27 protein-coding genes, 1 tRNA gene and 1 pseudogene are annotated in these 23,560 nt (G+C 60.6%); 16 read left to right on the forward strand and 13 right to left on the reverse strand.

The features are described 5' to 3' along the window. Positions 1-18 precede the first annotated feature (18 nt). The 3 genes from ACZ1GU_RS01935 (at position 19) to ACZ1GU_RS01945 (ending at position 1,347) form a co-directional block, all read left to right on the forward strand. Positions 19-552, forward strand: a complete 534-nt coding sequence (locus ACZ1GU_RS01935) for a nuclear transport factor 2 family protein (RefSeq protein WP_472646448.1) — start codon at positions 19-21, stop codon at positions 550-552. A 126-nt stretch (positions 553-678) separates the two neighbouring features. Further along, entirely contained in the window at positions 679-933 is a 255-nt protein-coding gene (locus ACZ1GU_RS01940; RefSeq protein WP_472646449.1) for a YdcH family protein, read from the forward strand. Between the two features lie 135 nt (positions 934-1,068). Further along, complete coding sequence (locus ACZ1GU_RS01945) at positions 1,069-1,347, forward strand: hypothetical protein (protein ID WP_472646450.1); 279 nt, start codon at positions 1,069-1,071, stop codon at positions 1,345-1,347. Between the two features lie 15 nt (positions 1,348-1,362). On the opposite strand, the gene ACZ1GU_RS01950 is transcribed toward ACZ1GU_RS01945, so the two are convergent. Further along, positions 1,363-2,019, reverse strand: a complete 657-nt coding sequence (locus tag ACZ1GU_RS01950; protein ID WP_472646451.1) for a hypothetical protein — start codon at positions 2,017-2,019, stop codon at positions 1,363-1,365. Between the two features lie 88 nt (positions 2,020-2,107). Between ACZ1GU_RS01950 and ACZ1GU_RS01955 the strand changes: the two genes are divergently transcribed. Further along, positions 2,108-2,638 carry a DsrE family protein gene (locus ACZ1GU_RS01955; RefSeq protein WP_472646452.1) on the forward strand — a complete coding sequence of 177 codons (531 nt, stop codon included), beginning with the start codon at positions 2,108-2,110 and terminating at the stop codon, positions 2,636-2,638. A gap of 21 nt (positions 2,639-2,659) precedes the next feature. Further along, positions 2,660-3,172 (forward strand): hypothetical protein, encoded by a 513-nt coding sequence (locus tag ACZ1GU_RS01960; RefSeq protein WP_472646453.1) that lies wholly within the window; start codon positions 2,660-2,662, stop codon positions 3,170-3,172. A gap of 25 nt (positions 3,173-3,197) precedes the next feature. Here the strand turns inward: ACZ1GU_RS01960 and ACZ1GU_RS01965 are convergent, their stop codons facing one another. The 4 genes from ACZ1GU_RS01965 to ACZ1GU_RS01980 all read right to left on the reverse strand — a co-directional run bounded on the left by ACZ1GU_RS01965 (position 3,198) and on the right by ACZ1GU_RS01980 (position 4,908). Further along, positions 3,198-3,401, reverse strand: coding sequence for a DUF4870 family protein (locus tag ACZ1GU_RS01965; RefSeq protein ID WP_472646454.1), 204 nt, complete (start codon positions 3,399-3,401; stop codon positions 3,198-3,200). Between the two features lie 275 nt (positions 3,402-3,676). Beyond that, positions 3,677-4,222 carry a thermonuclease family protein gene (locus ACZ1GU_RS01970; RefSeq protein ID WP_472646455.1) on the reverse strand — a complete coding sequence of 182 codons (546 nt, stop codon included), beginning with the start codon at positions 4,220-4,222 and terminating at the stop codon, positions 3,677-3,679. 56 nt (positions 4,223-4,278) lie between these two features. Then, on the reverse strand, positions 4,279-4,422 hold the full coding sequence (locus ACZ1GU_RS01975) for a hypothetical protein (protein ID WP_472646456.1): 144 nt from the start codon (positions 4,420-4,422) through the stop codon (positions 4,279-4,281). A 165-nt stretch (positions 4,423-4,587) separates the two neighbouring features. Beyond that, entirely contained in the window at positions 4,588-4,908 is a 321-nt protein-coding gene (locus tag ACZ1GU_RS01980; protein ID WP_472646457.1) for a BufA1 family periplasmic bufferin-type metallophore, read from the reverse strand. Positions 4,909-5,125: 217 nt separating this feature from the next. Here ACZ1GU_RS01980 and argB point away from each other — a divergent pair, with 217 nt between their 5' ends. From argB to ACZ1GU_RS02005, 5 genes and pseudogenes are all read left to right on the forward strand, one after another. Further along, positions 5,126-6,040: an acetylglutamate kinase gene (argB, locus tag ACZ1GU_RS01985; RefSeq protein WP_472646458.1), complete on the forward strand. Its 915-nt coding sequence runs from the start codon at positions 5,126-5,128 to the stop codon at positions 6,038-6,040. 100 nt (positions 6,041-6,140) lie between these two features. Beyond that, positions 6,141-6,425, forward strand: coding sequence for a YggT family protein (locus ACZ1GU_RS01990; RefSeq protein WP_472646459.1), 285 nt, complete (start codon positions 6,141-6,143; stop codon positions 6,423-6,425). A gap of 6 nt (positions 6,426-6,431) precedes the next feature. Then, positions 6,432-7,325 carry a bifunctional methylenetetrahydrofolate dehydrogenase/methenyltetrahydrofolate cyclohydrolase FolD gene (gene folD, locus ACZ1GU_RS01995; RefSeq protein WP_472646460.1) on the forward strand — a complete coding sequence of 298 codons (894 nt, stop codon included), beginning with the start codon at positions 6,432-6,434 and terminating at the stop codon, positions 7,323-7,325. Continuing rightward, positions 7,322-8,080: a hypothetical protein gene (locus ACZ1GU_RS02000; protein WP_472646461.1), complete on the forward strand. Its 759-nt coding sequence runs from the start codon at positions 7,322-7,324 to the stop codon at positions 8,078-8,080. Before folD ends, ACZ1GU_RS02000 begins: the two co-directional genes overlap by 4 nt. A 5-nt stretch (positions 8,081-8,085) precedes the next feature. Beyond that, positions 8,086-8,710 (forward strand): annotated as a pseudogene (locus ACZ1GU_RS02005) (MarC family protein). A 157-nt stretch (positions 8,711-8,867) separates the two neighbouring features. On the opposite strand, the gene ACZ1GU_RS02010 reads toward ACZ1GU_RS02005, so the two are convergent. Together ACZ1GU_RS02010 and ACZ1GU_RS02015 are read right to left on the reverse strand one after the other, a co-directional pair. Beyond that, a complete protein-coding gene (locus tag ACZ1GU_RS02010) occupies positions 8,868-9,299 on the reverse strand; it encodes an MAPEG family protein (protein WP_472646462.1) in 432 nt (143 codons plus the stop codon). A gap of 2 nt (positions 9,300-9,301) precedes the next feature. Next, positions 9,302-9,943 carry a TetR/AcrR family transcriptional regulator gene (locus ACZ1GU_RS02015; RefSeq protein ID WP_472646463.1) on the reverse strand — a complete coding sequence of 214 codons (642 nt, stop codon included), beginning with the start codon at positions 9,941-9,943 and terminating at the stop codon, positions 9,302-9,304. Positions 9,944-10,102: 159 nt separating this feature from the next. On the opposite strand from ACZ1GU_RS02015, the gene ACZ1GU_RS02020 reads away from it, so the two are divergent. Then, on the forward strand, positions 10,103-11,164 hold the full coding sequence (locus tag ACZ1GU_RS02020) for a serine hydrolase domain-containing protein (RefSeq protein ID WP_472646464.1): 1,062 nt from the start codon (positions 10,103-10,105) through the stop codon (positions 11,162-11,164). 17 nt (positions 11,165-11,181) lie between these two features. On the opposite strand, the gene ACZ1GU_RS02025 is transcribed toward ACZ1GU_RS02020, so the two are convergent. Together ACZ1GU_RS02025 and ACZ1GU_RS02030 are read right to left on the reverse strand one after the other, a co-directional pair. Further along, entirely contained in the window at positions 11,182-11,787 is a 606-nt protein-coding gene (locus ACZ1GU_RS02025; RefSeq protein ID WP_472646465.1) for an LON peptidase substrate-binding domain-containing protein, read from the reverse strand. Positions 11,788-11,792: 5 nt separating this feature from the next. Beyond that, complete coding sequence (locus ACZ1GU_RS02030) at positions 11,793-12,719, reverse strand: tetratricopeptide repeat protein (protein ID WP_472648680.1); 927 nt, start codon at positions 12,717-12,719, stop codon at positions 11,793-11,795. A gap of 212 nt (positions 12,720-12,931) precedes the next feature. Here ACZ1GU_RS02030 and ACZ1GU_RS02035 point away from each other — a divergent pair. The 3 genes from ACZ1GU_RS02035 to ACZ1GU_RS02045 all read left to right on the forward strand — a co-directional run bounded on the left by ACZ1GU_RS02035 (position 12,932) and on the right by ACZ1GU_RS02045 (position 16,225). After that, positions 12,932-13,006 (forward strand) — tRNA-Gly (locus ACZ1GU_RS02035). A 107-nt stretch (positions 13,007-13,113) separates the two neighbouring features. Continuing rightward, positions 13,114-13,863, forward strand: coding sequence for a MauE/DoxX family redox-associated membrane protein (locus ACZ1GU_RS02040; protein WP_472646466.1), 750 nt, complete (start codon positions 13,114-13,116; stop codon positions 13,861-13,863). 157 nt (positions 13,864-14,020) lie between these two features. Further along, entirely contained in the window at positions 14,021-16,225 is a 2,205-nt protein-coding gene (locus ACZ1GU_RS02045) for a TonB-dependent receptor (protein WP_472646467.1), read from the forward strand. 86 nt (positions 16,226-16,311) lie between these two features. Here ACZ1GU_RS02045 and ACZ1GU_RS02050 read toward each other — a convergent pair whose 3' ends face one another. Both ACZ1GU_RS02050 and dcd read right to left on the reverse strand, forming a co-directional pair. After that, a complete protein-coding gene (locus ACZ1GU_RS02050) occupies positions 16,312-17,502 on the reverse strand; it encodes a saccharopine dehydrogenase family protein (RefSeq protein ID WP_472646468.1) in 1,191 nt (396 codons plus the stop codon). Positions 17,503-17,631: 129 nt separating this feature from the next. After that, complete coding sequence (gene dcd, locus ACZ1GU_RS02055) at positions 17,632-18,186, reverse strand: dCTP deaminase (RefSeq protein ID WP_472646469.1); 555 nt, start codon at positions 18,184-18,186, stop codon at positions 17,632-17,634. 154 nt (positions 18,187-18,340) lie between these two features. Between dcd and ACZ1GU_RS02060 the strand changes: the two genes are divergently transcribed. Then, complete coding sequence (locus tag ACZ1GU_RS02060; protein ID WP_472646470.1) at positions 18,341-18,988, forward strand: hypothetical protein; 648 nt, start codon at positions 18,341-18,343, stop codon at positions 18,986-18,988. Continuing rightward, positions 18,936-19,721, forward strand: a complete 786-nt coding sequence (locus ACZ1GU_RS02065; protein ID WP_472646471.1) for a right-handed parallel beta-helix repeat-containing protein — start codon at positions 18,936-18,938, stop codon at positions 19,719-19,721. The genes ACZ1GU_RS02060 and ACZ1GU_RS02065 overlap by 53 nt, the downstream gene beginning before the upstream one ends. Here the strand turns inward: ACZ1GU_RS02065 and ACZ1GU_RS02070 are convergent. Then, a complete protein-coding gene (locus tag ACZ1GU_RS02070) occupies positions 19,714-20,241 on the reverse strand; it encodes a hypothetical protein (RefSeq protein WP_472646472.1) in 528 nt (175 codons plus the stop codon). The genes ACZ1GU_RS02065 and ACZ1GU_RS02070 overlap by 8 nt on opposite strands. Before the next feature lie 27 nt (positions 20,242-20,268). Then, positions 20,269-23,433 (reverse strand): bifunctional proline dehydrogenase/L-glutamate gamma-semialdehyde dehydrogenase PutA, encoded by a 3,165-nt coding sequence (putA, locus tag ACZ1GU_RS02075; protein ID WP_472646473.1) that lies wholly within the window; start codon positions 23,431-23,433, stop codon positions 20,269-20,271. Between the last annotated feature and the right edge of the window lie 127 nt (positions 23,434-23,560).

Consider the following 23,560-nt stretch of genomic DNA (forward strand, 5'->3'; position numbering starts at 1 on the left):
TCGAAGGACACCTTCCCCATGTTCGCACCTCTCGCGCTATTGCTCGCTCAACCCGCCATTGCTGAAAACCCGGTGCCAATCCCGCCGCTCGAAGAGGCGCAAAAGCAGATTATCGCAAACGATGCGGCTTTGTTTTGGGCGGCGTTTGAGGGATGCGATCCGCAGGCGCTCGAGCCGCTGCTGACCGAGGATTTTCGCATGCTGCACGATCTCGGCGGATTGGCGTTAGACGGGCGCGAGGCGTTTATCGCCAGCATGGAAGAGCAGTGCGCAGCCCGCGGACCCGGCGGACAATATGAAGGGTACAAGAACCGCCGCCTATCCGTGCCGGGCAGCCGCACAGTGACGCCCTTGGGCGAGTGGGGCGTGCTGGAGCGCGGGATGCACACGTTCCATGAATGGCGCGGCGAGGAGCGCGGCTGGGAGCAGACCGGCGGCGCGCGCTACATCCATGTGTGGCAATGGATGCCGGACGAGGGTCGCTTTCGCCTGGACGAAAGCCTGAGCGTGGATCACGGCGCGGCAGTCGCCTATCCGCCCGGTCAGGATTGATTGCTGGCGCGGCGCAGCTCAATCCACAAAACGAAGCGAAAGCTGGCCCCTTTGACCCACATCAAAGCGCGCCTCGCAGTTCGCTCTAATGTCCCTCCATCACCCAAGAGAAGGAAGGGGCAATTCATGTCACAACACACACCCAACGAGCTGACCGAAATCTTCAAGCGCGACCGCGATCTGCTCACCCAGCTAAAGCGCGATGATGCGCATTTTGCGCGGCTTGCGCGGCAGTATCACACGGTCAATCGCGAAGTGCACCGGATCGAGGCGGAGACCGAAGCGGCCTCGGACGAGCGGTATGAAACGCTCAAGAAGCAGCGCCTTGCTCTGCTCGATGAGATTACGGGGATTGTGACCAGTCAGCGCGCGGCGGCCTGATCCGCATTGCGCTGGCCCGAGAGGCACGCGCGGTGAGCGGTCGGGCTGATCTCGCGTGCGTCTCAGCCGTCCACCTGTCGCGCGGCTCCATGCGCACTGTTAGGCTCCGCAATCGCAGCATTTGAGGAGTGGAACATGACTAAGACGCGGATCCTGATCCTGGCAATCGCGGCGCTGGCCCTGGCGGCCTGCGGCGGCGACACAGAGGATCGCAGCTATGACACGGACGTCGTCGACGAAGGCGGCGGGGAGTTGATCGTGAGCGAACCCGATCCCGATGCGGTGCCGGTTGACCTGCCCGAAACTCCGATGACGAATGTGCCGCCTGAAGGCTCCGCCGAAGCGGACTTGGCCATTCCTGACGAGGTCAAGGAGCAGGTCCAAGAGGGCGAACCGGTCGAACCAACCGAATAGGCTTGGTTTAGGGCGCTAGTCCCAGCCCCATGCGGGCGGGGGTGCCTCAACCTCTCGCGATAGGTCGAATTCGACGCGGAAGAAGCGATCCTCGGGCGCGCCGGCATCTTTTGTGCGTTGCAGCTGGTACACAAACGCGCCTTCCGGCGTGCCCTTTGGCGCGACTTCGACTGTCCAGACATTGGTGACCGATTCATTAAGCCCCTCGCGCTCGAACAGCGCGATGCTCTCAACATCGACCGGGAAAGCCTGCGCGCTCATTGAGCCTTCGTCCGCCGTATCGCCGCCATACATGGTGACCGCATCGCTCTCCCCATCCTTGTGGCGGTGATCGTGCTTGAGCCGCAATCCGCCCGCTTCGTTGCGGGTGATGAGCCAGGTACGCGAGCGGTCCCACTCGCCATCTTCGCCTTGCACGTGGAAGGGAATTGCGATCCGCTCATCTGAGCATTCGCGCACATGCATGAGCATGTCTCGTCCGGCGAAATCGGCATCGGCGGCGTCATCGCTCACCAGCTTTCCGGCATAGGCGCTGCCGCAATGCGTCGACAGCGCATCCCAGAATGCGCTTTGCGGGTCGCGCACGGCATCTGGTGTCGGATCAGAATTGAGGTTCGGCGCTTCGCAGGCGGTTAGCGAGAGGGCTAGCGCTAGAGTCATTGTGCGTGTCATGCTGCTTCGTATCAGCGCCGCGCGGCGCTGGCTATTGCCGTTCTGCGCGGCGCTTGGCACAGTCGCGGTCAAAGCAGGAGGACAGCCCATGACAACCCATTCAACATTCGCAGCGATTGTGCTTTCGATTGGCCTCGTAAGTATGCCACTCACACCCGCATTGGCCGACGACCACACCGGCGGGGACGAGGTCGAGATCACCAATCAGATGACCTTCCCCACCGATGCGGAGTGGAAGCACAGCTTTGACGCTTACAAAGGACAAGCGGGCGAAGTGAATGCGGCTCTGCGCCGTGCGCTTGCCTTCTCCAAGGCAATGGAGGCCGAGGGCGTTTCGCCTGACCGGGTAAAGATCGGTATCGTGGTGCACGGCCCATCGGTGTTCGATGTCGCGCGCGATGATCGCTATGGTGAGAAGTATTACGGGCTCGACAATCCCAACGCGGAAGTGGTGGCCGAGCTGGTCGAACGCGGGGCGGAAATCTGGGTCTGCGGCGTCGCGGCGAAGTATCACAAGGTCGGCAATGTGCACCTGCTCGACGGGGTGAAGATGGCACCAAGCGGAACAGTCGCGCATGCAGAGTTGCAACGGCGCGGATTTGGTATCAACGCCTATTGATAGAGGACTAAAAGGGGGGGCATGATGAAATTGGGATCGGCAAAGCGGCTCATGGGCCGCGTGAGCGGGCTACCTATTGCCGCAGCGATACTGGTGAGCGGGTGCTCGACCACCGGACAATCGGGAGAGACCGCTTCGGCATCCGACGCAGATATGTCTGCGATTTTGACGCAGATGATGGCGGGGGAATCGCAGATGCAGGGCGAGGAGTTGGACGCGCGCGTGCAAGAGGCTTCGGCGTCGCCTTTGGGTAGCGCGGAAAACCCTGTGCGTGCGCATATGCCGCCCGGCCAGCGCGCCTATCTCTCGCGGCTGCGCTGCGCTGACCTATCCCGCCCGGAGTTCTACCGAGCGGGCAGCGCGGGCATGTCGCCCTATGGCAATATCGTCGATGTCTACATCGTGACTTGCGCTGACAGCGAGCCTGCAAAGAGCGAAATTTACATCGACATGTACCACCGGGGCTATGTCGAGGAAGAGGCCGTACCAGGCTTTGGCATTGTTGGCGGCAAGACGGCTGGGCCAGCGCAATGACCCGAGCCGTTTACCGGGTGCACGCTTAAAAGGCGAGCGTTTCAGGGTCTGGCATAGGCTCGCGGCGCTGCGCCTTAAGAAGGCTCATCACGCTGCGAACGCCGACCCAAACGGCGGTTGCGAGCAGAATGGGAATTCCGATCAGCACGAAAGTGAGGATCGTGCCGATGATCGACACAACAAAGCCGATCCAGAAGGTGCGAATAAGATATGTGTAGTGCGAAGCCATCCATGGCTCTTGATCTTCGCCACTCCAGACATGTGCGAGCACAATGCCGACCAGTCCAGTGATTCCGGTTACGAAGCTGGCAAGATAGAGCAGGCTGATGACAGTCGTACCGGTTAGCGTCGAAGCCTTGGCCAGACTGAACAGGCTGGCGGTTGCCAGAACTCAGGTCGGTTTGGTTGGTAGTTTGTTTGTCGTCCATCGCTCGATCCCCTTCAGCGCGTATACGGGAAGTGTAACGCTCTGTGCATTTGATGCAACTTAGCTTTCCAGCAGGCTTACTCACACCAATCGCGAGCGCTAAAGCCCCAGCCGCTTTCCGCGCCCAGATCGGCCTCGATCATGCGGTCGGCCAGATATTCGTAGCGACCTCCGGATAGCGGGCGGCGCAGCGCGCGCAGCTCACGCCCGTATTGATCATAGGGTGGATCATCCGCCCCGCTCCACTCGATCCCGCCATGCGACATCCAGCTGTGCAGGGCATCGCGCGCCCGGATCGCCTGGGCGCTTTCAGCCTCGCACGCGCCCTTCAGCTCCGGCGCGTCAAAGCCAGTTATGCGAATGCGGCGGGCGTTGTCGCCAAATCCGATGGCGAGCGTATCGCCATCAATCACGCAGCCTTGAGTTGGCCTGCTGGAGCGCTCCCCGCAAACGCCAAAGCTCCGCTCGATAGGGGTCCAATCGTCGGGGTTAGGGGCCATGATCGACCGGAAACCGAACCACCACACCGCCATCACGGCCAAAGCGAACAGCGGCACGCGCCACATGAACAGCCATCGGGATAGCCCGCTGCGCTTGCGGTTCGGACGGCGACGCTTGAACATCGCCCCATTCTAGCAGGGCAAGGCGAGCTTGCTAGGCCTGCATGCTCACGTTCCTATCAGGATCGATCATCCTTGCGACGATCTTTGCCAGAGCGCCGGTCCCCTTTGCGGCGATCATCACCGTCGAACGGTTGGTCCTTTTCACGTCGATCACCCGAACGACGGCCATCTGCTGCCTTGTCTGGTTTGGTATCTGTCATGATTTGTGCCCTTCCAGTCCCCCGCTTGGGAGCATCAAACTCGTGCGTTATAGCACAGTGAGCCGCGGCTGCGATGTAAACTTCTGCATCCTCGGCGCTAAAAGAAAAGGCCGCCAGAAGCGTGTGCTCCCGACGGCCTTCAAAGCTGATGATCTGCTTAGCCGATCAGGCCTTTTTTTCCTCGAGCGAACCATTGCCGTTTGGCGTTTCGATAGTCTCGCAAGTGCCGGCATCGACATAGGTCCAGGCGTTGCCCTGATAGTCTTCGGTGCTGGTGCCGGCACAGCTGGTGCCTGGTCCGGCTGCACAATCATTCTCGCCAGCGAGTGAGACGCCGTAGCATTTCTCTTTCTCGCCGCCGCCTGCTGCTGCGAGTGCTTCTGATTCGGTGCCGCCCGCGCTTTCAGACGCGCCGCCCGAACACGCTGCCGCAAGACCTGCAGCAACAGCGAGAGTGAGTGAGCCTTTGATACCAGTGGTGTTCATATTGTCCTCCAATAAATCCGTTTCGTGGCAGCCAATGCATGCGCCACACATACGACGATTCGCTCCGGCCAAGTAAAAGGTTACGCGTGGATGAATTATTTTGGCAAGACTGCACAATTTGCATCATAACGGCTCATCACTCCTACGATGCTTCCCACCGGCTCGCTATGCCGCTAAGCGCTCGCTTTGCAGAACGCGATCAGAGAAGAACCCTGCCATGACTGCTCCTCCCAGCAATTCAAATCGCACGCATGATCTCGCCAAGGCCGAAGTCCTGATCGAGGCGCTGCCCTATTTTCAGCGCTATGCCGGGCGCACCTTCGTGGTGAAATATGGCGGGCATGCAATGGGCAACCCCCAGGCCGCGCGCGACTTTGCCGAAGATATTGTGCTGTTGAAAGCGGTTGGGATCAATCCGGTCGTGGTCCACGGGGGCGGCCCGCAAATCGGTGAGATGCTGGAAAAGCTCGGGGTGGAAAGCACATTCGTCGATGGCCTGCGCGTCACCGACGAAGCCACGGCCAAGGTCGCCGAGATGGTGCTGTCGGGTGCGATCAACAAACAATTGGTCGGCTGGATAAGCGAAGCGGGCGGCAAGGCGATCGGTATTTCGGGCAAAGATGGCGGGCTGGTGCGCGCGCGCAAGGTGGAGCGCACCACGCGCGATCCGGAAAGTCTGATTGAGCAAGCCCTGGACCTCGGCTTTGTCGGCGAACCGGCAGAGGTCGACACCAATGTGATCGACACGGCGGTCGCTGCGGGGATGATCCCGATCATCGCGCCGATCGCAGCGGGTGACGATGGCGCGACCTACAATATCAACGCCGACACGATGGCGGGCGCGATTGCCGCGGCATTGGGCGCGGCCCGGCTGTTCCTGCTGACCGATGTGGCGGGAGTGCTTGATGCCGACGGAGAGCTGCTCAGCGATTTAAGCCCTGCCGACATCGGCAAATTGCGCGAGAGCGGCGTGATCAAAGGCGGCATGGTGCCGAAGCTTGAAACCTGCGTCACGGCGGTGGAATCCGGCTGCGAGGCGGCGGTAGTGCTCGACGGGCGGGTGGCGCATGCGATGCTGCTCGAATTCTTCACAGCGCGCGGGGCAGGAACGCTGGTGCGGGCTGGGGCGTAGTGTTAGGACTGGAACGAGGCGTGTTACTCGTATAACACGGCAAACGGGACGGTAATCGCGGTGCTCGATTGGCGCTGCTAACCAATGGAATAGAAATACAATGAACGGACTTTTCGCGCTGCAACAGATCATAGGCCTGCTCGTGCAGGTGCTGGTCATGCTGATCATCATTCAGTTCGTGATCGGACTGCTTTTCGCTTTCAACGTGGTCAGCCCTTCGAACCAGTTCCTCACCGCGCTTTACAGCTCGATCAATAAGCTGCTCGATCCAGTGCTGCGCCCGATCAGGCGCTTTATGCCCGATACCGGCATGGTCGATTTCTCGCCGCTCGTGCTGATCCTGCTGCTGCAGATCGTGATGATTGTCATCGGAAGCATCGGATAAGCCAGCATGACCGCATCACGGATTGACGGAAAGGCGTTTGCCGCAAGGCTGCGAGAGCGCGTGGGTGAGGCGGCGCTTGGCTTTGCGGGTAAGGCCGGACGCAAGCCGGGCCTCGCGGTGGTGCTCGTTGGCGAAGACCCGGCCAGCAATGTCTATGTCCGTTCCAAAGGCAAGGCGACCGTCGCCGCCAATATGGAGAGCTTTGAGTATCGCTTGCCCGCTGACACCAGCGAGGCGGATCTGCTCGCACTCGTCGATCAGCTCAACAAAGATAACGCGGTCGATGGCATTCTCGTGCAATTGCCGCTGCCCGATCATCTGGACGAGCAATCGATCATCGCTTCGATCAGCCCGGATAAGGACGTCGATGGCTTTCACGTCATCAATGCCGGGCGCCTGAGCGTCGGGCAAAGCGGGTTTGTACCGTGCACGCCGCTTGGCTGTATGATGCTCCTGACCGACAGGCTGGGCGATCTGTCCGGTCTCGAAGCGGTCGTCATCGGACGGTCCAACATTGTAGGTAAACCGATGGCGCAATTGCTGCTCGATGCGAACGCGACCGTCACCATCGCGCACAGCCGTACCAAGGATCTCGCCAGCGTCGTTAAGCGCGCGGACATCGTGGTTGCCGCAGTTGGTCGGCCAGAGATGATCGGCAAGGACTGGCTGAAGGAAGGGGCGACCGTGATCGATGTAGGAATCAACCGCCTGCCGCCTGAACCGGGAGCGGACAAAGGAAAGCTAGTAGGCGATGTTGCGTTTGACGAAGCGAGCGAAGTCGCGGGCGCGATCACCCCTGTTCCCGGCGGCGTTGGTCCGATGACCATCGCGGTCCTGCTGCGCAACACACTGGTGGCGGCGTATCGCAACGCCGGTCTTGCCGCGCCGGAGGGGCTGTGAGGCTCGCCGCGATCGTTATTCTGGCAGGCGCTCTATCAGCGTGCGCTGCTCCGCAACGTGGTCCCTCGAACGATGTTATCGCGCGGGTACTGAAAGGTGCTCCGGGCGAAGCGCAGCCGAGTGTCATCGTCGCCAAAGAAATCGCTTTTTCGCGCACAGGCAAGGAACGCGGCCTGGCGGTTTCGATGCCCACTTTCGCCGCGCCCGGCGCACAGATTCATGTCGGCAATACCGTGATAGACGTCGACGGCTACGATTCCTTTTTCCGCGATCCGGCTGATGCTCCCGAAAAGGGCACGCGCAGCGTCTGGATGAGCTGCGATGGCGGTACGGCGGTCACGCAAGGGCGCTTTCGTGACAAGGATGACATCGTCGGTGATTATGTCATGGTGTGGGAGCGGCAGCCCGATCTCGACTATCGCTTCACTTTCTTGATGGCGGCGCCAGATAATCCGCAACCTCCCCCGCCCGAGGTTCCGGGCGAAAACGAGATCGTCGTTAGGGCGCTCGACGCGGTAAATGCAGACGTCGCCGACTGTGCGCGTCGCGGTGAGACTTTGCCGTCTCCTCCGGTTGCGCTGACTGTTCCGAATATCACCGAGGGTGGCGGGGTGTCGAAAGACCGCACCCTGACTTGGCGCTGGATTCAACAGGGCACAGGGCCTCGGCAGTTTTACGTCGACTATATCAGCAATGGCGCATGGAAGACGGCATATGACGAGTCTTTCGAGACGACGCTCGAGACGAGCGACTAGTCGCCATGCTTCCCGAGCTGTTCGTTTCTGCCTTTATCACTCTGTTCGTCGTGATCGATCCGCCCGGATGCGCACCGATCTATGCCGGCCTCACCAAAGGCGCGAGCCCCGCCCAGGCCCGCAATATGGCCTTGCGGGCGAGCGCGATTGCGTACCGTGATCCTCGTGATCTTTGCATTGTTTGGCGAGGGGCTGCTCGCCGCGCTTCATATTGAGCTCAACTCGTTTCGCATTGCGGGCGGGTTGATGCTGTTCTGGATCGCATTCGAAATGGTTTTCGAAAAGCGCACGCAGCGCCGGACCGAACGCGCGGATAAAGTCAGCGCCGCCGAGGTCGAGGACGTCTCGGTTTTCCCGATGGCGATGCCGATGCTCGCCGGACCCGGGGCCATCGCAGCGGTCATGCTGCTGATGAATGAAGCCGATGGGATGACGGAGTCGATTGAGGTGTTCGCCGCGCTCGGCCTCGTGCTGGTCATCACCGCGCTGGCTCTCGTCGCGGCTGGACCCTTGATGCGCATTTTTGGCGATAAGGTGGAGGCTGTGATCACCCGCCTCCTGGGTGTTTTGCTTGCCGCGCTTGCCGCGCAATACGTTATCGACGGACTGCGCGGCGCGTTTTCTGCTTAGCCTCAGGCGCCGACGCTCACATCCGTTCGCTTGGCTATCCTCGCTTACGCGATCATTTTTCGCCACACCGCTTCGCTACATGAGGGCGATGCTCGGGTCGCTGCGGGCGGCCACTTGGCCTTGCGGTCAGCTGCGCGACCGATATGAGCGCGGGGGCTTAGGCCATGGCAGGCAGGTTCGTGGCGATACCGTAGGCTGAGCCGAGCGCCGTTGCGAGTGTGCCGAAAGCGCCCAGAGCGCGCATTCCAGCAAACGCTTTTCGCGCGCCGGTCAGGTCTTCGCCATGCGATCCGGCGAGCGAAGCAAAGCCAAGCGCGTGCAGCACACGCGCGCCTGCAAACAGGAAGCACAGCACCATTACGAAGGTCGTCTGGCCGACAAGGATTTCGAACAGCGCGATCACCACCAAGAACAGCCCGGAGTTTTCAGCGAGGTTGCCATGACGGCGGACCTTGCGCTCCAAATGCTTGTCATCGCCAATGCCAAGGAACTGACCCTTGCTGCGATGCAGACCCACGCTGAGCATCAGTGCGACCTGAAGGACTATCAGAAATGCGCCGAGCGCTGCGGAGTAGATGGGAAGGTTCATAATCACTTTGTCTCCCGTTCAGTGATCGGTGTGTCTGGATATCCAATGAGCGTCAGGCAGGCTCGCCCGGCATCGAGCACCCGGCTTGGGTCGGCTGAAACTCGGGCCGAAGCGAAGGCGCCGTGGAGCAATTGCGTGAGCGTGCGCGCCAGGACGGCGGCGTCTCCAGAGGCCTTGCCCGCAGCAATTGCCTCTTGCGCGATCACCTGAAGGTGCGACTCAATCTGGTCGAAGATCTTCTGCGCTTCCTCGCGGATCTCGGGCATGTCCTGCCCAAGCTCCAGCGCGAGGCCGACGATCGGGCAGCCGTAAACGTCTGATTCTTCGTCCTGCGTGCTCACATGGACGCAATAGATGTGGTTGAAGATCGCTGCGAGCCGCGCGTCAGGGGAGTGATGCTGATTATAGATCGGCGCGAAAATGTTCTCGAGCGTCATTGCCCCGTGCTGGCGAACCACCGCTAGGGCGAGGTCGCGCTTGTCCGCGAAATAGCGATAGATCGTCGCCTTGTTGACCGCGGCTGCGGCAGCAACTTCGTCTACCGCAACGCCGTGGAAATTCCGCCGCCAGAACAGGCTGGCTGCAGTTTCGATGATGTGAGCGCGGGTTCGCTCTCCGCGCGTGGGGAAGGCCGGGACATTCATAACCAACTGGTTAGTTACATTTACGGTCTGCGCATAGCTCTATGCTGCGACGCAAGGTTGCATCATCGGTCGCGCGGCCTTTTGGGAGACTGTTATCGCGCGGTTAAGTCGGGCAAATCTAACTGTCGTTTCGGGCACGCGATAATAGGAGCGGAGCGAATGAGACAATCGCGCAAGATGGCGGCGGCTTTGCTCTTGGCATTATCGATGATGCTGTTCCAGACCGCTGCGGCTCAGTCCCCCGGCGATCCACTGCCTGAGCTGTCGCTCAGCGAGCTCGAAGCGCAGATTCAAGCGGGAGAACTTGGTAGGATCCGCGCGCTCGCGATCGAGCAGGGCGGCAAGACCATCTATCGCAAGCGCTTCGGCAAAGGCGAAATGGGCGATCGGGTCGATATCAAATCGGCTGGTAAATCGATTACGGCCATCGCGGTGGCTATGGCGATAGCCGACGGCGCGCTGGCAGGAACGGATGTGAAGGTCTGGCCCTATCTCGGGGCGGCACGCGGCGCGCCTTTCGATGACATCACAGTGCGCGATCTTCTCACCATGTCCTCTGCACTCGATTGCAACGACTGGGAGCCCAAATCTCCGGGGCAAGAAGAGAAGATGTACCGCAAGCGTGTTTGGCGCGACTTTGCGCTGGCGCTTCCCGCGCGCGCATATGAGCGCGACGAAGACGGGAGCGGTCCGTTCTCTTACTGCACGGCAGGGGTCTTCCTTCTGGGACAGGTTGTGCAACACGCGACAGGCGAGCGCTTCGATCACTATCTTCAGCGACGTTTGTTCGATCCGCTTGGGATTGAGGGGGCGGATTGGCGCCGTTCGCGCAGCGGTGAAGTCCAATCCGGCGGACAGCTCACCATATCGGACAGAGCTCTGCTCAAGATTGGCCGCATGGTTCTGAATCAAGGCCGATGGAATGGCGAGCAGGTCATCCCAGCTGAGCAGGTGAAGGACATGCTGACGCCGCGCCACCAGCTTGGCCAGCATGTTCACTATGCGCAGCTTTGGTGGCTGGAGCCGGTGCGCACTTGGCGCGGATATGAGGCTGCGTGGATGATGAAAGGCAATGGCGGCAATATGGTCGTGCTCGTGCCGACGCTTGATGCGGTGCTGGTGGTGCAAGCCGAGAATTACAACAAGCGTAAGGCGACATTTAATGCCCACACTGCGCTTAGGGCGATGACATTGAGCCTAGAGGTGCCGACGGACAATTAGCCTGTCGCGGACCAGACCTATTGCAAGGTCATGATCTCCTCGCCGCCATCGCCGCGGCCAAAGAACTGCATCAGCTGGATCAGCAATTCGCAGCGGGCGTGGATGTTCTCCGCCTCCAGCAAAGCCTGCTTTGAGGCCGGATCGAAGGGCGCGATCTGTGACACACCGTTGATCAGCGACAAGTCATCGAGCCGCTCGACCGAATCCCAATCGACGCTGTAGCCCTGCCGGTCGGCAAAACGGCGGGCTTCCTGTTCGAACCCGGCGCGTTCGACCGCAGCGAGCACGTCGTCCTCATCGTCTTCGATCAGCTCGCCTTCGACCTGACGGAAAGCGGTTGCGACATCGAGCTCGCGGATCAGGCGAAAGCGCGATTGCCCTTCAAGGATCAGATTGTAGCGGCCATCATCCATCGCCTCGACTTCGCCAATTCGTCCGACGCAGCCGACCGAGTAAAGCGGTGCGCCATCAATGGGCTTTTGCGGCTGGATCATCGCGATCTGACGGTCGCGCACCAACGCGTCACCGACGAGCGCGCGATAGCGCGGCTCAAACATGTGCAGCGGCAATTGCAGGCCGGGAAACAGGATCGCGCCGGGTAGGGGAAAGATCGAAAGCCGCATGTCCTTTAGCCGAACAAGATCTTTGACAGGCGGCGACGGGTCGCGACGACCCATTCGTCTTCTAGACCAATGGCTTCGAAGATCTGCAGCAGCTTCGCCTTGGCCGCGCCATCGTTCCATTCGCGGTCAGCGGTGATCATCGCAAGCAACGTGTCCGCAGCGCCATCGCGTTCACCGCCGGCAAAGGCAGCCTCGGCATAGGCGAATTGCGCATCCATATCATCTGGCGCAGCGGCGGCAGCCGATTTGAGGCTTGCCAGCTCGCTATCATCGACCTGCGTTCCGGCCAGCTCCAGCGCGCTTTTCGCGGCGGCGATGGCGGGATCCTTGGCGAGCGTTTCGTCCGCTTCGATGGCAGTGAGCACCTGGCCCGCTTCTTCGGTCTGCCCCATTTGCACGAGCGCCCGCACAAGCCCCGCATTGGCGGCAGGGTTCTTGGGATCGAATTCGGTGATCTGAGTGAAGATACCGGCGGCGCGCTGCGCATCGCCCTCGGTCAGCGCTTGCTCACCCAGCAAAACAAACTGTGCGATCTCTTCAGCCGATGGACCTTGCGGCGCGCCATCGGCTGCGCCCGCCTGAACCGGAAGCTGGCCGAGCAGTTGGTCGAGCGCGGCCTTAAGCTGCGATTCGCTGCGCGCGCTGGTGAGGTCAGCCACGGGCTGGCCTTGGAACATCGCATAGACAGTCGGGATCGACTTCACTTGAAACTGGCCGGCGATGAATTGCTCTTCATCGACATTGATCTTCGCTAGCACCACGCCCTTATCGGCATATTCAGTGGCGACTTTCTCCAGCACCGGGGTCAGCGCCTTGCACGGCCCGCACCATTCCGCCCAGAAATCGACGATGACCAGCTTCGTCTGCGAAGGTTCGACCACCGTGGTGCGGAACCGATCAACTGCCTTTTGTTCGTCGAGGTTGAGACCCATGCTGGCCAAGATGCTACTCCTGATTGATTGGTGGCCCGATGGCCGCTTGCGTGACTGCAATGTGGGGGCAGTAGACGCGCATGTGAAGGGTGCAATATTGCTGAAGGTTTGGCGAATGGGGCGCAAGTGATATTTAGGCTTGCGGGGACTCAGAACCGCTGCTAACTGCCCCGCTCCCCACCCGAACTGATGGTTCGGGCGAGCGTCAGTGAGCGGGCGTAGCTCAGGGGTAGAGCACAACCTTGCCAAGGTTGGGGTCGGGCGTTCGAATCGCCTCGCCCGCTCCATTTTCTCCATTCTGGTAAATGATTGCTTGGGCGCGTTCATGCGCTCGCGGCTGCCCTTCCCTACGCGCGGTATCGGAACGCAAAGACTGGCGAGCCATTAAATACATATGAAGCAGCCAAGAATCGCCAAGCTTTATCGGATGGTCATGGAGGACCACACCTGTCCATATGGAATCAAATCCAAATGGCTGTTGGAGCGGCGCGGCTACACGGTTGAGGATCATCATCTCACCACCCGCGAAGAAACCGACGCGTTCAAAGAAAAACACGGTGTGGAGACCACTCCGCAAACGTGGATCGGCGATGAGCGGATCGGCGGCTACACCGATCTCGCGGCGCATTTCGGCGCGCCGGTGAAGAAGGAAGGCACGAGCTACCAGCCGGTGGCCGCCTTGTTCGCGCTGATGGCGCTGATGGCGGTTGGCGCTTCCTATGTCGCAAATGGGCAGATAATTTCCGTGCTCTCCGCCGAATGGTTCGTAAACTTTTCGATGTGCGGCCTTGCCTATTTGAAGCTGCGCGATGTCGAAAGTTTCTCGACCATGTTTCTCAATTACGACCTGCTGGCGAAAAGGTGGGTGCCCTACGGCTATATCTACCCCTTTGCAGAGGGGCTCGCCGGCGTGTTGATGACCGCACACGTGCTAAACTTCATCTCGATTCCAATCGCGCTGTTCATTGGAACTATCGGGGCAGCAAGCGTCATCAAGGCTGTCTATATCGACAAGCGAGAGCTCAAATGCGCCTGCGTTGGCGGGGATAGCGACGTGCCGCTGGGCTTCATTTCACTGACCGAAAACCTCTTCATGGTCGGCATGGCGATCTGGATGCTGGTCAAACCGACGGTGATCGGCTGAGGCGGTCGCCCAGCGCGCCGGGCGCACCTGTCACTCATCGGTCATTCATCGCATTTCGTCGAACCAAGGCCTTTGACCCTTGCATGATCAGATTCATTCGCTAGGGAAATGATACGTTATTACATAATTCACAAATCCAGATCAAATCAGGGAAAGTATGGCACTCTACATTTCTCAGGGCGCGGCATCGCGCATGGCAATCGCCGCATCGCTCGCATTCGGTGTGGCGGCAGTTCCCGCCGCTGCTCAGGACCAGGCGGGTTCGGATACGAGCGGCGCTGGTCAGCAAGACCGCGTCGAAGACGATCTGCACTCGCGCCGGGTTGATACCGACGGGACGATTGTCGTCAGCGCAGCGGGTCTGAAGCAGCTCGACGTTCTCGCCGGTACATCGGTGTTTGAAGCCGAAGACATTCAGCGTAATCTAGATGGTCAGATCGGCGAGGTGCTCGCAAAATTGCCGGGAGTTTCTGCCACCAGCTTCTCTCCCGGTGCCTCGCGCCCGGTCTTGCGCGGTTTCCAAGGCGAGCGCGTCCGCGTGCTGATCGACGGTTTGAGCACTTCTGACGTTTCGAACACGTCGGTCGATCACGCGACCACGATTGACCCGCTGACTGCCGAGCGGATCGAAGTGCTGCGCGGCCCCGCCGTACTTCTCTACGGTAGCCAGGCGATTGGCGGCGCGGTCAATGTGATCGACAAGCGGATCCCGACCCGCATGCCCGACGAGACGATCCATTTGGATGCACTGGCGGCGTGGAATTCAGCCTATGATCTGCGCCAAGGCGGAGCCTCGCTTGATTTCGGCATTGGCGACAAGCTCGTCCTCCATGTCGATGGCTCCTACCGCGAAACCGATGATTTCGAGATCGGCGGGTTTCAGATTGCACCGGGCCTTCGCGCCGATATCCTCGAGCTTGCGGCTGAAGAAGAAGCAGAAGGCGAAGTCGAAGAGGCCGAAGAGCTGCGCGAAGCCGCTGAACAGCGCGGCGTGGTTCCGAACAGTGCAACGCAGACCTGGACGATCAACACCGGCTTCGGCGTGATCCTTGGCGACAGCACCTTTGGCGCGTCGGTCGGCTGGTATGACACCGAATATGGCGTCCCCGGTCGCCCCGGCACCGAGCACGCTCACGAAGAGGGTGAAGAAGGCGAAGGCGAAGAGGAAGAAGAGGGCGAAGAAATCGTCACCATCGGCCTTGAGCAATTCCGCGCCGATTTCCGCGGCGACATTGCGCTGGGCGACGGGTTTTTCCAACGCCTCAAGGTGCGGCTTGGCTATTCCGACTACACCCACACCGAGTTTGAAGGCGACGAGATCGGCACGACCTTCGACACCGAGGCTCTCGAAGCGCGCGTTGAACTGACGCAAAAGGAAACGGGCCCGCTGCGTGGTTCGCTCGGGCTACAATACACCTATCGCGACTTTTTCGCCGAGGGAGCCGAAGCCTACGTCCCGCCGAACGTGACCGACCAATTCGCCGTGTTCGCGCTGCAAGAATACGGCGCTGGCCCGATCCAGATCGAAGCGGCTGGACGGATCGAGTTCACCGACGTTGAATCGCAGGAGATTGGCATCGCCCGCGACTTCACGACCTTCTCCGGCGCGCTCGGCCTCGTGTGGGAAAGCGAGCAGGCGCTACGTGCCGGCGTCAACCTCTCGCGCGTTGAGCGTGCACCAAGCGCGGAAGAGCTGTTCTCCGACGGCCCGCATATCGCGACGCAAGCGTTCGAAATCGGTGATCCGACATTCGACACCGAAAGCGCATGGGGCGTCGAGGCGTTTGCTCGCGGCACCATCGGCACCGCGCAATTCAGCGTCGCCGTCTTCCAACAATGGTTCGACAATTACATCTTCCTCGAAGGCACCGCCGATGAAGAAGATGGTCTGCCGGTCTTCCTCTATCGCCAGGATGACGCGGATTACTTCGGTATCGAAGGCGAGGTGACCTTCCCGTTCTACAACGATGGCAACCTCACATTGCTGACCGATCTGCGTGGTTCTTACATCAATGCAGAGCTCGACGATGGTTCATCCATACCGCGCATTCCGCCGGTAGAATTGCTCGGCGCGATCGAAGCGCAAACGCCCGCCTTCGATGTGCGCGCAGAAGTGCAATGGTTCGGCGAGCAGGACGATGTCGCAGCCTTCGAGACCGAGACGGACTCGTTCACTCTGGTCAATGCTTCGGTCGCCTGGCGTCCGCTGCCAAGCCGTGAGAACGTGACGGTGCTTGTCGGTGTCGACAATATCTTCGACGTGGTCGTACCGCCGCCATGCGAGCTTTACCAAGGATTTTGTGCCGCTTGCCGGACGCAACGCGAAAGCCAGCGTCCGCGTGAGTTTCTAGACCCTCACTAGATCCTCATCGGGGCACAACAATAGGGCGGGGCTGGCATATGCCGACCCCGCCCCTTTTTTTACGCTTTGGTCCTATGGCTGGCTGCTCAGCTTTCGGCAGTGAAAGTCAGATCGGCGTGCTCTTCAAGCCGCTTGACCAAGTCCTCACCGAGGAATGAGCCGGGCGTGCCGATGCCGCCGGGCGCATCGCTTTCTGTGAGAGCAATGCCGGTTTCCGCGATCATGCGGCTGGTCGAGCCATAGCCGGGATCGTACTTGCCTTTAACGCCGTAGTGGAAGCTCTCGCCGTCTTCCATCTCGGCGACGAACAACACGTCGTAAAAGCCGTTCTCGCGCTCTTCTTTTGATGGACCTTCACCCGGCTTGGGCGGTTTGGCGCCGAACGGGTTCTTCATCATCTCGGTGGCGGCTTCGGCCATCTTCTTTCCGGCTTCGCCCGGGCTGGTGAGCATCATCTCGTCATAGACGAAGTCCTCGCCATAGGGATGGCCGAGCAGGAAGTTGGTGCGGTGCACGTTCTTGGTGTTGATCGGTGCCATCACGAACGGCGCGGCCCACTTATCGAGATCTTTCTCGTAGGACGGGATCATCCCCGAAGGCTGGCTTGGCCCCTCAAAGCCCGGTGTCAGCGCAAAGGGATCGCGCAGCACGCCAATGATCTTGGGGTTCTTGGCAGCGGCCTTCATCGTCGCCCCAAGGCTCGCAGCGGTTCCGCCGGAGAATGTGCCAGCCATCGCGCGAACACGGCCACGAATGCGCTGTGCTGGCTTGCCATAGCGTTCCTTCGCGGTCTTTTGCGCCATCAGCACGCCGAGGTCGAACGGGATGGAATCGAAGCCGCTGGAAAAGCAGATGCGTGCGCCCGATTTCTTGGCGTCTTCTTCGTGCTGGGCGATCTTCTCCGCCATCCATGCCGGTTCGCCGGAAAGGTCGGCATAGTCGGTGCCGGTTTTCACGCAGGCCGCGACCAGATTGTCGCCATAGAGCTGGTATGGGCCGACCGTGGTGATCACGACCTTTGTGCGGCGGCACATGGCTTCGAGATCGGCGGGGTCATCAGCATTGGCGACCACCAGCGGGGTTTCGGCAGGCGCGCCGATTTCATCACGCACGGCTTCGAGCTTTTCCAAGCTGCGTCCGGCCATCGCACATTTCGGGCCGTCGTCTCGGTCGCCATAATGCTGGTCGAGATATTCCGCGACAAGCCGCCCGGTATATCCGGTCGCGCCGAAGATGATGATGTCGAATTCGTGGTTTTCGTTTGTTGGGGCTGCCATTTTAAAACTCTCCTTTGGCGCGTGTGATGGGCGCGCACAGTCAGAGAGTCAAAGCCGTTACGTCAGGGGAAGTTCCCGGGCGCTGGATGGTCAGGGAAAGGCCAACCCGGACGGGATGGCCGCATCCCATCAAAGCCGGGGAAGCGTTACCCCCCGCTGGCCCATATATTTGCCCGCGCGGTCAGCATAGGTGACCTCGGGCCGCTCATTACCTTTCAGGAACAGGAACTGGCACGCGCCTTCATTAGCGTAAATCTTGGCGGGAAGCGGCGTGGTGTTGGAGAATTCCAGCGTGACGTGACCCTCCCAGCCCGGCTCTAGCGGGGTCACGTTCACGATGATCCCGCAGCGCGCATAGGTGCTTTTGCCAAGGCAGATGACCAGCACATCATCGGGAATGCGGAAATATTCGACCGTTCGTGCCAGCGCAAAGGAGTTGGGCGGGATGATGCAGACATCGGTTTCGCGGTCGACCAGACTGTCCGCGTCAAAACTCTTGGGATCGACGGTCGCTGAGTTCACATTGGTGAAAATCTTGAATTCGGGCGCGACGCGCGCGTCATAGCCGAAGGAAGATACACCGTAGGAAATCACCCCTTCGCGCCGCTGCGCCTCGACAAACGGCTCAATCATGCCGTTGGTCTGTGCTTGCTCGCGAATCCATTTGTCTGAAAGAATAGCCATGCGTCAGTGATTCCTGATGCAGCGCGCGGGGGCAAGCGGGCGGCGATTGTTTTCCGGATGACTCTCGTTCAGGCAACGGCCAATTTCCCTAGCTAAAGTCAACTTGCAAGGCTGGAAACAGCAAGACCACTGACGAAAGGAACAAGACGGCGCAATGCATTCCCGGCGCAGATTTTTGCAAGACGGCTTGTTCGGGTTTGGTGCGGTCCATTTCCTCAACGGTCCGCTGGTTGCGGCTTTGTTGGGCCGCGTTAGCGGCCAAGCGACTGTCGCATCGCGAGATGAGCTGGCTTTGGTCGATGTCGCCGTCACAAGCCGCGCGATACTCGCCGACGAGCAGATTGGCGGCCCCTTCGGATTCCGCAGCGGTGATTTCTCACGCGAAGTCGACAGCGACCCTGCGCGCGGAATCTTCGTCGCGCCTGCCAGCGACCCATCCGGCGCGAGCGGGGCTTGGGTGCGGGAATTGGATGGCGGCATCCTGCTGGAATGGTTCGACCAGAGCAAGGGGCGTGATTTTTCGCTGGCGTTTGATCATGCCGCCGCGCTTGGCATCATGTTGGAACGCGAAATTGAGCTGCGCGCCAGCATCTATCCGTTCAAAAAGAATGCTCAATGGCCAGCGGGCCTGACGGTGCGCGGGCTTGGCGAAAGATCCGTACTGCGCAGCGAAGGCGCACACTTCCTGCTCGCTTCTGGTATTTCGATCGTCGGTGCGACGTTCGATCTCAACAACCGAGCCGCGCCAGGTGATTGCCACCGGTGCCGAGAACATCCGCCTGATCGATTGTCAGGCCAATAGAGGCGAACACAACGGTTTCTTTTTCCAAAGCGGATGTCGCGATATCACATTCGAGCGATGCGTGGCAGCTGGCAACGCCAAAAGCGGCTTTGTTGTTGCAGGTGACGCGGAGCGCAATCCGCGAAACATTTTGATCCGCGAGTGCAAGGCGCATGGCAACAAACGTCATGGAATTAGCGTGAGCGGTATCGGAGAGACGGTTTCACGCGCCGCAAACTATGCGCGCGGCGTCAGGATCATCGCCAACCATTGTCATGACAACGGCAGCACAGCCTTCAGCGGCATTGTTTTCCCTTACTGCCGCGAAGCCTTTGTCGCTGACAATTTGTGTCATGATAACCGCGAACACGGCATCAGCTGTCAGGAAAGTTCGAATTTCACCATCACGCGCAACACCTGCCACGGCAATGGCGAGGCCGGTGTGAATATGCAATCGGGCTACCGCCCGTTCCGCCCGGCTGCCGAGGGCGTCGTACGTGACAACAGGCTCTATCAGAATAAGCAGGGCATCGCCCTGAAAGAGAATTGCCGCGATATCACGATCACCCGCAACAAGATCTCCGACAATTCCGAGTTCGGGATTGAGCTGATTGATCTGGGTGGCAGCCGCTTGAAATCGGACCGGATCGTGATCGAGGAAAACGACGTGAAGCGGTCTGGCTGGCGCGGCTTTGCCAATCGCAATCGCAGCACCAATGTGCGCTACAGCCGGGGTGCTGACGGCTCTACTTAATCGCCTTTGCTCCCAGGCTCGGGTTGAGGGCCGTCACATGGTTCAGCCACTTCTTCGGGCGGCGCAGCATGTTCTTAGGATACTCGACCTTAAGGCCAACGATCTGCGCCATCGCGCCGACAAAGTGGATACAATTGCGCGTGTCGAGGCTGTAATATTTGCCCGGGGCATCGCGCCATGCGACCACTTCGCGCTTGATCTGCGCATATTGCGCATCGGTCAGAACCACTGAAAAATGCCGGTTGGTCTTTTTTATCATCTTAGGCTTTTCAGCGAGGATCATGTGCTCGACCGGCCCGCTCAGAATCGCAGGCGTCACCTTGCGCGCGGAAAAACCGTAATTCTCGTTCACCGCGGTTCCGTTCGACAATGTGCCTTCCAGAACGATGAAGGTGTGCGGATATCGCCCCACCAGAACCGATCCGTTGAAGCTGTGAAAATGCATGGTAACCGCAGCGAAGGCGGGACCGCTCCAGACAATCGCGATCAGGGTCACGACGAGGGTAAGAACACGTTTCATGGGCGCGAGACTTATGGCAATTGCGCGTCAGTCTGCAAGCACTTGTCCGAGCAGGCTCGCATTCCCGCCAGCCGCTGTTGTATCGACGCACGTCACCCGCTCGGTCGCGAAGCGCGCGAGGTAGTGCGGTCCGCCTGCTTTGGGGCCAGTGCCCGAAAGACCTTCGCCGCCGAAGGGCTGGCTTTCGACCACCGCGCCGATCTGGTTGCGATTGACGTAGAAATTGCCGACCGTTGCGCGGCGCTCGACCAGTTCGCGGGTCGCGGCGATCCGGCTGTGAAGGCCGAGCGTCAGCCCGAACCCGGTCGCGTTGATGTCGTCGATCACTTGGGCGAGGTCGCTCGCCGCAAAGCGCGCGACATGCAGAACGGGTCCGAAATTCTCGCGCTTCAAATCAAGGATCGAGTCGACTTCGATAATGGTCGGCGCGACAAAACAGCCCTTTGCGGTGTCATCCGCGAGCTCGCTGCGCCGGACGCTGCGTCCGTTCTGCTCGCGGCGGGCCACGTGACGTTCGAGCGCGGCCTGCGCATCAGGGTCGATCACCGGGCCAACATCGGTCGAAAGCAGTGCCGGATCGCCGACGGAGAGCGCATCGAACGCGCCCTCGATCATCTCCAGCATCGTGTCGGCGATATCGTCCTGCAGATAGAGCACGCGCAAGGCGGAGCAGCGCTGACCCGCGCTCTGGAAGGCGCTGGCGACGACGTCGCGCACCACCTGTTCGGGTAGGGCGCTGGAATCGACGATCATTGCGTTCTGCCCGCCGGTCTCTGCGATTAGCGTTGCAATCGGTCCTTCGCGCGCGGCGAGCGCTTGGTTGATCGCGCGGGCAGTCTCGGTCGAACCGGTGAAGGCGACCCCGGCGATGCGCGGGTCGGAGGTTATCATCTGTCCAACATCACCTGCGCCAGGCAGCAATTGCAGCGCCTCTTGCGGGATACCCGCTTGGTGGCAAAGCCTGACCGCAAGCGCAGCGATCAGCGGGGTCTGCTCGGCCGGTTTGGCGATGACCGAATTGCCAGCGGCGAGCGCGGCAGAGGCCATGCCGATGAAGATGGCGAGCGGGAAGTTCCACGGCGATATGGTCGCGAACACTCCGCGTCCGTGCATCCGCAGTGTGTTCTCCTCGCCTGTCGGGCCGGGCAGGGTGATCGGCTCGCTGAACTGGCGGCGCGCTTCGGCGGCATAATAGCGCAGGAAGTCGACCGCTTCGCGCAGCTCCAGAACGCCGTCGAGCAGGGTCTTGCCCGCCTCGCGCTGGCACAGCGATAGGAATTCGGCGCTGTGCTGCTCAAACAGATTGGCCGCTTCTTCGAGCAGGAGCGCGCGCTTCTCACCGCCCAGCGCGTCCCAACCTGGCTGGATCGCGATGGCGGATGTGATGGCATGTTCGACTTCCTCGGCGGTCGAATCGCGGCGCGTGCCGACTTGGGCAGTGAGGTCGTGCGGCATGGTGATCGGTGCGATCTCGCCCGGCTCTGCGGCAGGGAAGGTCGGCTCGGCATGCCACTCGGCTGAAGCCAGCTCAGCAAGCTGATTTTGAAGCGGGCTAAGCACGCTAGGATCGGATAGGTCGATCCCGGCGCTGTTCTGCCGCTCTCCGAAAATGTCAGCGGGCAGCGGGATGGCCGGGTTGCGGTAGGGGGTGAGCGCGGCGAGGTCAGCCACCGGGTCGGTCGCCAGCTCCTCGGCGGGCACATCGGCATCGCCCATGCGGTTGACGAAGCTGGTGTTCGCGCCGTTTTCGAGCAGACGGCGCACGAGATAGGCGAGCAATTCCTTGTGCCCGCCAACAGGCGCATAGATGCGCACCGGCGTGCGGTTGTTGCCCTCGATTGTGCCGAGCGCGTCATAGACCTCTTCGCCCATGCCGTGGAGTCTTTGGAACTCGAACTTTCGATCTACCGCTTCGCTACTTGAGATCGAAAATTCATTGGCGAGAGCCTTGATCGCCGCAATCGTATAGGCGTTGTGCGTCGCGAAGGCCGGCCTGATCACATCGCTATGCTCGAACAGGCGCGCGGCGCAGGCGAGGTAGCTGACATCGGTGGCGAGCTTGCGGGTGAAGACCGGATAATCGCTGTAGCCGCCCACCTGCGACAACTTGATCTCGCTGTCCCAGTAAGCGCCCTTAACCAGCCGCACGAACAGTTTGCGCCCGTGCCGCCGCGCCAGTTTTGCCGCCCAATCGCAGAGCGGAACGCCGCGCTTCTGATAGGCCTGCAGCGCCAGACCAAAGCCTTGCCATTGCGTCCCGTCCGCGCGCAAAAACAGACTGTCATCGCTCACCAAAGCTTCGATAATGTCCATCGACAGCTCGAGCCGCTCGGCCTCTTCGGCATCGATGGTAAAGTGAATGTCGGCGTCGCGCGCTTTCTCTGCCAAGGCGCGCACGATCGGCACGATGTCTTCGCGGGCCTGCTCGGCGTGGAAGAAATCATATTTCGGATGCAGCGCGGAAAGCTTCACCGAAATGCCAGGCGACGGACCTACGCCGCCTTTCGCTTCTTGGGCGAGGCGATCGAGCGCGCCCTCATAGGCTTCGCGGTATCGCGCCGCGTCGGCATAGGTCATCGCCGCTTCGCCGAGCATGTCGAAGCTGTGGGTGAGGCCACGCGCGCGTTCCGGCTTCGCGCGGTCGAGCGCTTCGTCGATGCTGCGTCCGAATACAAACTGCCCGCCGAGAATACGCATGGCCTGCAAGGTTGCCTTGCGCACCACCGGCTCGCCAAGGCGGTTGACCGTGCGGCGCAGGGTGGAGCCCATGCCGCGCTGGTGCTCTTCGGGCGGGTCGATGACTTCGCCGGTCAGCATCAGCGAGAATGTCGCCGCATTGACGAAGGTGGAGGAGCTTTCGCCCAGATGCTCCGACCAGTCGATCGAGCCAATCTTGTCCTTGATCAGCGCATCGGCGGTTTCGGCATCGGGCACGCGCAGCAACGCCTCGGCCATGCACATCAGCGCAATGCCTTCCTCGGTGTCCAAGCCATATTGCTGCAGGAAGGCGTCGATCCCGCTCGCCTTTTGCTTACGCGCGCCTTCGATCAATTGCGTTGCCAGCGCGGCAGCGTCATCATGCAGCCGCGATGCGGGCGCCGCCTGTTCAAGCCGCTCTGCAATGCAGGCGTTCTCTTCCGCGCGATAGGCGCGGCGTAGTTCGGATCGGTCAAGCGGCAGGGTCGTGGTCAAAGCGGTCGATTCGCACTGGATTGTTGCAACTAGGAGCGCGGTCTGAACCCGGTTTCATTTGCAATCAAGTCTTGCGGCATTGCGAGGTTGAAGCGCGCCGCCTGCCCGCGCTATGCCATGGCCAATC

It is taken from the genome of Erythrobacter sp. HA7-11 (assembly GCF_055693605.1).